Raw genomic sequence first — 10,869 nt, 5'->3', positions numbered from 1 at the left:
GGAGAGGGGAGTGAGGTGAAGGAGGGGTAAGGGGCGAGGGGGACGACCAACCCCCCATTCGCAAGCATCTGAGATGCCTGGGGACGTTGCGGAGTTTTTTATTGGTCAGTGACAGTCTGCGCATGAAGCTGAATCCTCTACGTCTGTGTCATTCGCTTGCATCTTCGTAATCAAACGCGATGAAGTAGTCACTTTCTGAAAGCTTAATTTCATGAGAAAAGTGCGTCTGTATCAGTGGCAGCCACTCACGCCGTAGCTCAAACATTCCGTTGTTGACATCCTCATCTACCGATAGCCCAAGCTGGGAAATCACGGAGTAATCGTCTCCTAAATTCACTGACTTCTCCGTGCCGCTTAGACACTCGGTGGTTCTGTCGAACCATTCCAATCTCACCTTTAGTCCCATGTATCCCTCACAGATATTATTTGATGTTTCGTTTTTTCTTCGGCCCTTTTAACTGCTCGCCGGTTACGGGGTTGAACGCACCGATAACCGACCGGATTGAAGTAATGAGTGATGCCGTCAGGCAATTGGCAGGGCTTGATGAAGACGCAGCTGGGAGGTTTGGCTAGCGTGGCTGCCTGGGCAGGGGGTGGGTAAAAGCGTTCTGGCATGACGGGCTCACTTCCTTGCGCGAGGGAGTTAGCTTATGAGGGGGAGCCGGTGGCAGATATTGGCTTTGTTCGATAGGGCGTGTGGGAAAAGTCTGCGGGAAATTATTCCGAAGGCCTTCCATTTCTTGTTGCCAAACGATTAGCTAATAAACTAATCTTTTCGCCATGACTTCAATCCTGATCCAGACCAACGCCCTCGCCAACCCAAACCGGTTGCAGATCCTTGAATTGCTCAAGGAGCCAAAACTGCACTTCGCCGTAGGCGAGTTTGATGAGCATGAGGGGGTTTGCGGCCTGTACATCTCCGAAAAGCTGGGCATCTCCGCGCCCACAGCGTCAGCCCATCTGAAGGTTCTGGTGCAAGCGGGCTTCCTGAGCTCCTTACGGGTCGGCAAGTTCACCTATTTCAAGCGTGTTCCACGAGGGATGGACGCGTTTGCGGAGGCGGTAAAAACGATATGAACGCGTGGCTTTAAAGGTTTTCATTTGCCCGTAAGATTAGTGTATTAGCTAATTGATTAATTGAATAAATTTCCTATCAGCTCCGCCATGGGGCAGGCACAAGGGTGACGTAATGAACACCGAGAATCCATTCGATTCGAGAAAACCTTCCCACTCGTCAACTGTGGGAAATCGCTGATATGTCTAACGCCATGAGAATTTTCCTGCTCGCGTTTATTAGTTTTCTGCTGGGGACGGCCGAATACATCATCGCTGGGATCCTGGGGCTGATTTCCCAAGACTTGAAGCTGCCGATCCCGGTGATTGGCCAGATGATCACGGTGTTCTCTATCGCCTTTGCCGTTGGCACACCGATTGTGATTACCCTCACAGCACGTATGGACCGTAAAAAACTGTTGGTCCTGTTCATGCTCATGTTTGCAGCGTCCAACGTGATCATGCTGGCGTTCAGTAGCTACAGCCTGCTCAACGTCGCCCGCGCAGTCGCGGGCCTTAGCGCTGGCGTGGTGGAAGTGGTGCTGTTGACCCTGGCGGCACTGTTGGCGCCACCGGGTAAAAAGGCCAGTGCTATCGCAACTGTCGTCATGGGCTTCAGCGCGGCCTTGGTGGTCGGTGTCCCGTTGGGGCGGGTTATCTCCAGCCTCATGGATTGGCGTTTCATTTTCGTCGGTATCGGTGCGCTTACTTTATTCTCGTTGGTCGCAGTCCTCCTCTGGATTCCCAATACCGAAGGCGAAACAGCGATTCCACTCATCCAGCAACTCAAGCTATTCAAGAACAAACAGATTTCCATCCTCTACGTAATGACGCTGTTCTGGATCAGCGCGTTTTCCATCATCTATTCCTATATCACCCCGTACCTGTCCGGCATTACATACATGGCCGAGGGCGAAATCAGTGTGATGCTGCTGGTGTGCGGCGTGGCCAGCATCATCGGTTCGCAACTGGGTGGCCGCTTCACCGATAAGTCGGGCTATGTCTTCACCCTGTTGGGCGGGCTGCTGATTCATTGCGCAACGTTGGCGCTGTTTGCATTCTTCGGGCACATCGCCTGGGCCATGTGCGTCCTGCTGATTACCTGGTCCTTGTCCGCATGGTCCTCGGGACCTGCATTGCAATTGCGCCTGATCAGCCTGGCGCCGGAATCAACCAGCATCATCTTCAGTTTCTACACGTCGATGATCCAGTTCGGCATGGCGGCGGGTGCAATCGTGGGGGGATTGGTAATTCAAGCCGGGATGTTGGGGGCTCTACCGGTGGTGGGAGCCATAGGCGTGTTGGTTTCATTGCTGTTGCTGGCGAAGGTGGTGCAAGGGAGTGGTGAGGTAGTGCTTGGAGGATGTGTGTCGGAAGAAGGGTGATGGGCTCAGCCTGATGATCCATTTTGGTGACTGCGATTTTCATTTATTGCAGACAAACAACGCGGGGTGCATCTGTTCAATTCGGGTTTGCAGTAAAGAAGACCTTGGGACGCCAAGGTCTTTTCTTACCTGTTGATCAGCCCAACAGATGCTTGGAAATCAACCGTGAGATTTCGACGATCGAGGTCTTCCCCGTAAACTCGAATTTCACCTTCCCCAACGACGAAAAGTAAATCTCCAACTCCGAATCCAGATCAAACGTGCCGGACGTCTCCACCGAATACGCGACGATGTTCTTGTACGGCAGCGACGTGAAATCCTTCTTGCTACCGGTAATCCCCTGCACATTCACCGCGATAATCCGCTTGGTGGTAAACACCACCCCATCACGCATGGCTTTATACGCATCCACCACTTCTTCACCGTCCAGCAACAGGTCGGCGACGCGTTCGGCGTATTCGTTGTTTTGCTTGAGTTTGAAGAAACCTTTGTTGTTGAAGTCGATCATGGGCCTGCCTCTTGGGTGTATGCCGTTTTGCTCGCGGATCTGTATCTAACGCGGGCATTTTGAACGCCCTACCATGGCGGCCAACCTTACAACCTTGGCCAGATGTTTCAAAAAGCGGAGCCCCATCATGCCTGAACTGTCCAACTGGCTGGCCTATGCGTTCATCTCACTCGGCATGGTGCTCACCCCCGGCCCGAATATGATCTACCTCATTTCTCGTTCGATCTGCCAGGGGCGCACGGCCGGGTTGATCTCCCTGAGCGGCGTGGCGTTGGGTTTTCTGGTTTATATGTTGTGCGCGGCATTGGGGATCACCGCTTTGGTGATGGCGGTGCCGTTTGCCTACGACGCGTTGCGCTTCGGTGGGGCGATGTACCTGGTGTATATGGCTTGGCAGGCGATCCGACCGGGTGGGCGTTCACCGTTCCAGGTGCGGGACCTGCCCAAGGACAGCCCGCGCAAGCTGTTCACCATGGGCCTGGTCACCAACCTGCTGAACCCCAAGGTGGCGGTGATGTACTTGTCGTTGCTGCCCCAATTCATCGACCCGAACGGTCATAGCAGTGTGCTGGCGCAATCGCTGGTGCTGGGTTTTACGCAGATTTTTATCAGCGTGAGCGTCAATGCGGTGATTGCCACCATGGCGGGCTCCATCGCGGTGTTTTTTGTCACCCGGCCGGGGTGGCAGGTGGTGCAGCGTTGGTTGATGGGCTCGGTGTTGATGGGGTTGGCGGTGCGGATGGCAGTGGAAGGGCGGCGCTAGCTTCAGCGCGCCATGACGTTGACGATTACATGCAGGATGAAGGCTGGCCCGTAACAGGGCTGTCCGTGTTCATCTTCTATTCGCCAGATGGACGTGACTGTGCAGGTTTCCTTGGGCGCAGCGAACTCTACGGTGATATGCACAGGTTGGCCGGGCAGTGTCTGTGCGATGGGGATTTCGTTGTTAAGGCTGCGCAGGTGTGTGTCCATCACCACTTCCAGTGGCGTGCCCATGGCGGAGCGCCGAGCGATGACGTATTCGCCGTCAACGCGAACCAGCTTTCGGCCGCGCCAGGGCTGCGCACCGATGTTCTGAATCTCCCAGGTTTTATGAAACGTTTCGCCGGGCAGCACGACAGTTTGGTCGGGGGTGGTGACGTCTGCGTTGAACACGGCTATGTCACTTCGATCCTGCAGGCCTACCGCGCGGTTGGTGGTTGCCATTGAATGTGGATCGACCGGTGCGCCTGCCAGGTCCGCGAAGTAACGGAACAGCAGCAACGGCGAAACCTGTAGCACCTTCGCCAGTTTAATCAGTGTGCGTACCGAGGGATCTTTGGAAGCACCGCCCGCCAGCCCGTAGAGATAGGTCCGGGAAATACCGGCTTCCTTGGCCAAGGTGGTCATGGACTTGCCCAGTTCCCGGCTGCGCCTTACGAGGAGGGCGCGGAGGGTGTCGCGGGTCTTGATACTCATAGTCGATGGTTGGTTCCCTGTCCTTGGTGATGATCGCCAACGTGTTCGCCAAAAAGGACAACCTGCTCGCCGCTGCGTGTATTGAGCAATGCACACTTGAACCCTGCTGGCGACGTTGTGAAGGACATGGAAAGGTCTCTTTTTGGTTGGCTATATCCAGTGTCGCGGTTTCTCACATGCTTGCGAACCTAGTGTGTGTTGCATTCCTTTACATCTATTTATGGATATAGCGATGACTCAGATAAAAGCGTGCTGTGATTCCATTGTTCGATCAGGTTTTGGCATCTTGCAAATACCTGAAGCCATGTTGAAAAGCTACAAACAAATCGTTGATGGCTACTCAGCGATTTTGCCCAATACCAAGGCATCCTTTTCATTCAGCCAGGACACTGACGGCTTTTTCCCGTTCGGTGCCGAATATTCAAATATCGAGGACCATCCCGACCTCTGTGAGCGCTTCTGCTACTGGCCTGCGCATGCATCGAAGCGGATAGGTTTTGAATTCACCCGGAGCAGCTTTTTCGCGGCTGTGGATATCTTTGAGCAACAGATCAGCGAGTTGGCTCAAGAGTTGATGGACGGTATCTGTGGCGAGTTTGGAGTGAGCCCGCTTGCTCCGTTTCGGTCGGCGTCCTACGTACAGTTGTGTGTATACGGTGCCCAGGCTGCAGACATTGAGCGTCGATTCGCCCAGGATCCTCATGAAGACGGTCACATGCTGTCGTTCATTAAACCCACTCGCGAGGGGTTGGTCTTGGTAAAGGGTGGTTCATTTGAGCCGGTACGCCTGCTGGAGAACGAAATTGCGGTTCTGGCTGGCTCATTGCTTACCGACCTTTCCGACTATGCAATTCCAGCGGCTTACCACGCGGTGCTCGCGCCCCAAAGACCGGTAGCCAGAAGCTCGTTGATCTACTTTGCCAACCCGAGCCCAGGACAAGTGCTAACCAGTTTTTTCCGCCGACAGTCAATTGACTTGAATAGCGTTGTAAACGCCCGTCATACGGGGTTTGGCAATCAGCCTATTCAGCTCGTCTAAATCTGCCCGAGGGCACGGACATTTCATGGCTCCTTACTTCAGTGCGCTCTACCTTGAAGGCTTGCTGCTAGGTATTGGTCTGTTCGCCGCCCCGGGGCCCAAAGACACCTTGGTCATCCGTCAAGGTGTCAGCCGCGGTCCTATCTGGGGCGTGGTTGCTGTATGTGTAGTTGCCGATATCCTCCTGATCGCGATGGGCATCACGGGTTTAGGCGCGCTGTTGGAAAGCCGACCAAGGCTGGTAGCGCTCTTGCTGCTTTCAGGCGCGGCCTATCTGCTGTGGTTCGGCGGCCAACGCCTGTTGGCGTGCCTGCGTGATCAGTCGATGCCGGATAGCCAAGGTGGGAATTCGCAACGAGGGCTGTTACGTACGGCAGTGGTGCTGGGGTTTGCCAACCCCTATGCATGGCTCGATACCGTCGTACTGATAGGCTCCATCGGCGCCGCCAAACCGGCAAGTCACCAAGTACTCTTTGCGATGGGGGCGATGACCGCGTCGCTACTCTGGTTTGTGTTGTTGGCGCTGGGCTGTCAGCGTTTGACGGGATTGTTTCGAGCACCGATGGTATGGCGCTGGTTGGATGCGGGTGTGGCGGTGTTAATGGTGTTTCTCGCCGGAATGCTGATCACCGACTCACTGGATGTCTTTCAAGTAGTCCTTGAGGGTGGTTAACGGTGGGTGCAGTTCATCGAGATGATTTACGATTTGCACGTTAGTCGCCAACCTTTGCAATTCGCGACCCATTACCGTGTCGGCGCCATTCAATGCATTGAGGGCTTGATCCGTACATTCCACCAGTTTGGATTGAATCCCAGCCAAATCCCCCTGCCGCACCAACAACCCAAACACCTCGCGGTCATACCCTTCCATCACCGGATCATCCCGTAAAACCGGGCTGCCGCCGTCCGTCTCGTGCACCAGCTTCAGTGCAAAGAGCGCAACCGCTTCCAGCGTCAATTCCATGGTTTCGGTTCCTCGGCGTCTTTGGGGGAAAGTAGGGGAGGGCGATGATCCCTGTTCTGTGGCGGAAAAAAAAGACCTGGGGCTACATGCCTGCTGCAGCAATGGGGTCGCTTTTGCTCGTTGTAGTGGCCAGTTTTTCTCATTACCATTGGGAACAATTCTTATTCGTAGGGCTTTGTATGCCCCCGCTTCCCGAGCCCGTCGCCGCACCGTTCAGCGTTGGCAGCCTGTATTCGGCCCATCACGGTTGGATTCAACGCTGGCTGGCCCGAAAACTCGGCAATGTCAGTGATGCCGCCGAGCTGGCTCACGATGTCTTCGTCAGGCTGTTGAGCCATCCGCGTGAATTCGGCAGCGAAGGACATGCGCGTGCGTATCTCAGCACTTTGTCGCGCAATGTGTGTGTGGATTTCTTCCGACGCAAGCAGGTAGAGCAGGCCTGGCTTGAGGTGTTGGCGAGCCGGCCTGAAGACTGTGCGCCTTCGGAGGAGCATCGCGCATTGGTGCTGGAGGCCCTGGTGCATTTGCAGGCGATGCTTGATCGCTTGCCGGCCAGGGTGTCCGAGGCATTCTGCCTGGCTCAGATCGAGGGCTTGAGCTATCGCGAGATCGCGCTGCGCATTGGTGTGAGCGAACGTACTGTCACCAAATATATTGGCCAGGCCATGTTCCAGTGCATGGTGCTGGAGGCTGAGCTGGACGGTGCCTTGTCATGAGCACCAACCCCGGTGGTCTGGATCACGCCACCTTGCAACAAGCCGCCGACTGGTTCGCCCGCCTGAGTGCCGAGCCCAATGCCCTGCCGTTGCAGGAGGCCTGGCGCCAATGGCATGCCCACAGTGAGGTCAACCGGCTGGCCTGGAGCTATGTCGCACGTGTAGGACAACGCTTTGCGCCGTTGCAGGACGATGCCGTGGGAGCCACCAAGACGCTGGAGAGTCTGCGACATTCTCAGCGTTCGCGGCGCCAGGTGTTGCGCGGGTTGTCGGTGGTCATGGGCGGCACGCTGTTGGGGTGGGCCGGTTGGCAACAGCGCTGGTTGGCGGGGGGCTGGAACACGGATTTCCATACGAGCACCACGGTGTTGGGCGAGCAACTGTTGGCTGACGGGACGCGCATCTGGCTTAACAGCGGTACGGCGTTGGATGTGAATTTCAGCGCCAGCCAGCGCGAGTTGAAACTCTATAGCGGCGAAATCCTGATCAACACCGGCAAGGACGGGCGACCGTTCGTGGTGCAAACACCCCAAGGTCGTTTGCGTCCTTTGGGGACGCGTTTCAGTGTGCGTGAGCAGGACGGGCACACGTTGCTCAATGTGTTCGAGGGCAGCGTAGAGGCTGCCTGTGGGGATACTGATCAACGCCGCATCCTATCGGCGGGGCAGGGCGTTCTATTTGATCGACAGCGTCTGGCCGCAACGCAACGCGCTCAACCTGGGCGCGAGGCTTGGTCAAAAGGCGTGCTGATGGCGAACGATATGCGGCTGGGGGACTTCATTGGTGAACTCGCCAGCTACCGACATGGCCATCTGGGCATCGACCCCCAGGTCGCCAATCTTCGGGTGATGGGCACTTATCCACTGCAAGACACCGATCAGGTACTGGCAATGCTTGAGCAGGTCTTGCCCGTGCGCATCGAGCGGCGCTTCGCCTGGTGGACCACGGTGGTTACGCGCTGACATTTTTTTGCATCTTGTGCTTCCGGTTTTGATTGCTCATTCGAATTAGAGAAGGACAACGGCGTGACGCCTCCTTCGACCGGAACTGTTTTATGTCCTCATTCCTGCGTAACTCACCACAACCTTTGGCGCTGGCTCTCGCGATTGCCTTGGTCATCCCCGCCAGCCTGGGCATGGCGCCACTGGCGGCAGCCGCTGAGCAGTCGAGCGTGCAGACCTACGATCTGCCCGCCGGTGCATTGGCCGACCAACTCAACCAGCTCGCCGCCCAAGCCGGCATCTACCTGGCGGGCAATGCCGCGCTCACCGCCGGCAAGGCCGGTCCGACGCTGCGCGGCAGTTACACGGTTGACCAGGCGCTGCAAACGCTATTGGTGGGGAGTGACCTGACGGTGGTGCAGACCGGCGAGGGGCGCTATCAACTGCAGCCGGGTGCAGGCGGCGCGTTGCAACTGGGTACGGTGTCGATCTCCGGTATGGCACCGGGTTCGACGACCGAAGGCAGCGGTTTGTACACCACGTACTCGTCCAGCAGTTCGACGCGGCTGAACCTGACCCAGAAAGAAACCCCGCAATCGCTCACGGTGATCACCCGCCAGCGCCTTGACGACCAGAAACTCACCAACCTTACCGAAGTGCTGGAAGCCACGCCGGGCATCACTGTGCTGCGCGTCGGCGTGGGCGCGGAGAACGATACTTACTGGTCCCGTGGCTTCCAGATCAACAACTTCGAAATCGATGGTGTCCCCACCTCGGCGCGGTTGGACAACACCACTCAGAACACCGCAATGTACGATCGTGTTGAAGTAGTGCGCGGCGCCACCGGCCTGATCAGCGGTTCGGGTACGCCCTCAGCGACTATTAACCTGATCCGCAAGCGCCCGACCGCCGAAACCCAGGCCAGCCTCACTGGCGAGGCGGGCAGTTGGGACCGGTATGGCACCGGCTTTGATGTGTCCGGGCCCTTGAACGACAGCGGCAATCTTCGCGGGCGCCTGGTGGTGGACTACAAGAAGCAGAACTCTTGGGTCGACCGCGTCAACACCGACTCGCAACTGGTGTATGGCATTTCCGAGTTTGACCTGAGCGACGCCACCATGCTCACGGTGGGTTTCAGTTATATCAACAATCAGGTCAACGACCCGCTGCGCACTGGCTTCCAGATGTTCTACAGCAATGGCAATCGCACAAACTTCAGCCGTTCGGCCAACAGCGCACCGGACTGGGCTTACAACGACCGCAAGCAGACCAACGTCTTCACTTCTATAGAGCACCAGTTCGATAACGGCTGGAGTGGCAAGGTGGAAGTCAGTCACACCCAAAATGAATTCGACGAACTGATCAACTATATGAATGGTGATATCGACCAGGTCACCGGGCAGGGCGCCTATCTATATCCCAACCGCTGGTCCGGCACGCCGCGCCAGAACAACCTTGATGCTTACCTTACCGGCCCTTTCAGCCTGTTTGGGCGCGAGCATGAGTTGATCGCTGGCGTCACGATGTCGCGCTATAACGAAAATACCCCGAGCCACGGCGGTTGGTTTGGTTCCTGGACCGGCTACGACGGTACTGTGCCTAACATTTTCAACTGGAACGGCAGCGGCGCCAACCGCCCGGATGCCACGCCCGTTGGTAAGACGCATATTGAAGAAAACCAATACGCCGCCTACCTGACCTCGCGCTTTCATGTCACCGACAATACTGCCGTCATCCTCGGCGGCCGCGTCACCGACTGGAAGCGCAACAACGAAGTCAGCGTGTACGCCGATCCGACCCAGGACACCGAAAGCAAGGAAACCCGCAACGGTGTCTTCCTGCCGTACGCCGGTATTGTCTATGACCTGAGCGACACTTGGGCGGTGTACGCCAGCTACACCAAAATCTTCAACCCGCAGGCCTATGGCGTTCACGACGAAAACAACAAAGCCCTCGACCCGCAGGAAGGCACCGGCTACGAGGTCGGGGTAAAAGGCAGTTTCAACGACGACAAACTCAATGCCAGCCTGGCGTTGTTCAAGATCGACCAGGACAACCTGGCGGTGTACGTGCGGGCGCCGGATATCTACCGCCTGGAACAGGGCACTACCACCAAAGGCGTCGAGTTGGAGCTTAACGGTGAGTTGAGCGAAGGCTGGCAGGCGTCGGCGGGGTATGCGTACAGCGTGAGCACCAATCAGGACGATCAGCGCATTGTCACGACCAGCCCGCGGCATAGTCTCAAGACGTTCACCACTTACCGGCTGCCGGGAGTGTTCGACAAGGTCACCGTGGGCGGCGGCGTGAACTGGCAGAGCAAGACGGGGATGGACCTGCACACGTTCGAGCAGGGGAGTTATGCGCTGACCAATGTGATGGCGCGGTACGACATCAGCAAGAACCTGAGTGCGACGCTGAATGTGAATAACGTATTTGATCGTAGCTACTATGCGTATGCGGACAGTTGGAGTGTTTACGGCGCGCCGCGCAATTTCATGACGAGTTTCAAGTACACCTTCTGACGGTGCCGCCCGGCCGGGTTCTTCGGTTAGGAAAAGAATTTCTACGCAGGGGTTGACCACGAATTTTAAAGCTGTATTATTCGCCTCCCGCTGACGAGAGATCTGAAGCGCAAGTGGTTGAAGTTGTTGAAGAAATCTTCGAAAGCTTCTGAAAATAATCACTTGACAGCAAATGAGGCTGCTGTAGAATGCGCGCCTCGGTTGAGACGAAAGATCTTAACCAACCGCTCTTTAACAACTGAATCAAGCAATTCGTGTGGGTGCTTGTGGAGTCAGACTGATA

Annotated in this window: 12 protein-coding genes; 8 read left to right on the top strand and 4 right to left on the bottom strand. The window is 56.3% G+C overall.

Annotated features, from left to right (window positions below):
• Positions 1-148: 148 nt before the first annotated feature.
• Complete coding sequence (locus HX823_RS30775) at positions 149-406, bottom strand: colicin E3-like toxin immunity protein (RefSeq protein ID WP_038841611.1); 258 nt, start codon at positions 404-406, stop codon at positions 149-151.
• 374 nt (positions 407-780) lie between these two features.
• Here HX823_RS30775 and HX823_RS30770 point away from each other — a divergent pair, with 374 nt between their 5' ends.
• The gene (locus HX823_RS30770; RefSeq protein WP_016979613.1) at positions 781-1,077 is read left to right on the top strand and encodes a helix-turn-helix transcriptional regulator; all 297 of its coding nucleotides are present in this window, start codon (positions 781-783) and stop codon (positions 1,075-1,077) included.
• A gap of 179 nt (positions 1,078-1,256) precedes the next feature.
• Complete coding sequence (locus HX823_RS30765) at positions 1,257-2,438, top strand: MFS transporter (RefSeq protein WP_177078381.1); 1,182 nt, start codon at positions 1,257-1,259, stop codon at positions 2,436-2,438.
• Between the two features lie 136 nt (positions 2,439-2,574).
• Here the strand turns inward: HX823_RS30765 and HX823_RS30760 are convergent, their stop codons facing one another.
• Positions 2,575-2,946 (bottom strand): PH domain-containing protein, encoded by a 372-nt coding sequence (locus HX823_RS30760; protein WP_016979611.1) that lies wholly within the window; start codon positions 2,944-2,946, stop codon positions 2,575-2,577.
• Between the two features lie 127 nt (positions 2,947-3,073).
• Here HX823_RS30760 and HX823_RS30755 point away from each other — a divergent pair, with 127 nt between their 5' ends.
• The gene (locus HX823_RS30755) at positions 3,074-3,709 is read left to right on the top strand and encodes a LysE family translocator (protein ID WP_177078379.1); all 636 of its coding nucleotides are present in this window, start codon (positions 3,074-3,076) and stop codon (positions 3,707-3,709) included.
• Between the two features lie 2 nt (positions 3,710-3,711).
• Here HX823_RS30755 and HX823_RS30750 read toward each other — a convergent pair whose 3' ends face one another.
• On the bottom strand, positions 3,712-4,404 hold the full coding sequence (locus HX823_RS30750; RefSeq protein WP_033896247.1) for an NBR1-Ig-like domain-containing protein: 693 nt from the start codon (positions 4,402-4,404) through the stop codon (positions 3,712-3,714).
• A gap of 232 nt (positions 4,405-4,636) precedes the next feature.
• On the opposite strand from HX823_RS30750, the gene HX823_RS30745 reads away from it, so the two are divergent.
• Positions 4,637-5,443, top strand: coding sequence for a 2OG-Fe(II) oxygenase family protein (locus tag HX823_RS30745; RefSeq protein ID WP_177078377.1), 807 nt, complete (start codon positions 4,637-4,639; stop codon positions 5,441-5,443).
• A gap of 25 nt (positions 5,444-5,468) precedes the next feature.
• Positions 5,469-6,116, top strand: coding sequence for a LysE/ArgO family amino acid transporter (locus HX823_RS30740; protein ID WP_177078375.1), 648 nt, complete (start codon positions 5,469-5,471; stop codon positions 6,114-6,116).
• Here the strand turns inward: HX823_RS30740 and HX823_RS30735 are convergent.
• Entirely contained in the window at positions 6,078-6,407 is a 330-nt protein-coding gene (locus tag HX823_RS30735) for a hypothetical protein (protein WP_177078373.1), read from the bottom strand. The genes HX823_RS30740 and HX823_RS30735 overlap by 39 nt on opposite strands.
• A 179-nt stretch (positions 6,408-6,586) precedes the next feature.
• Here HX823_RS30735 and HX823_RS30730 point away from each other — a divergent pair, with 179 nt between their 5' ends.
• The 3 genes from HX823_RS30730 (at position 6,587) to HX823_RS30720 (ending at position 10,586) form a co-directional block, all read left to right on the top strand.
• Entirely contained in the window at positions 6,587-7,123 is a 537-nt protein-coding gene (locus tag HX823_RS30730) for a sigma-70 family RNA polymerase sigma factor (RefSeq protein WP_177078371.1), read from the top strand.
• Positions 7,120-8,085 (top strand): FecR domain-containing protein, encoded by a 966-nt coding sequence (locus HX823_RS30725; protein ID WP_177078369.1) that lies wholly within the window; start codon positions 7,120-7,122, stop codon positions 8,083-8,085. The genes HX823_RS30730 and HX823_RS30725 overlap by 4 nt, the downstream gene beginning before the upstream one ends.
• Positions 8,086-8,177: 92 nt before the next feature.
• Positions 8,178-10,586, top strand: a complete 2,409-nt coding sequence (locus HX823_RS30720) for a TonB-dependent siderophore receptor (protein ID WP_177078367.1) — start codon at positions 8,178-8,180, stop codon at positions 10,584-10,586.
• Positions 10,587-10,869 lie beyond the last annotated feature (283 nt).

Origin of the sequence: Pseudomonas sp. P7759 (assembly GCF_013386445.1) — a bacterium.
GTDB classification, from domain to species: Bacteria; Pseudomonadota; Gammaproteobacteria; order Pseudomonadales; family Pseudomonadaceae; genus Aquipseudomonas; species Aquipseudomonas azotoformans_A.
Note: the sequence above shows the minus strand (reverse complement) of the source record. Positions and strands in the feature narration are given on the sequence as shown.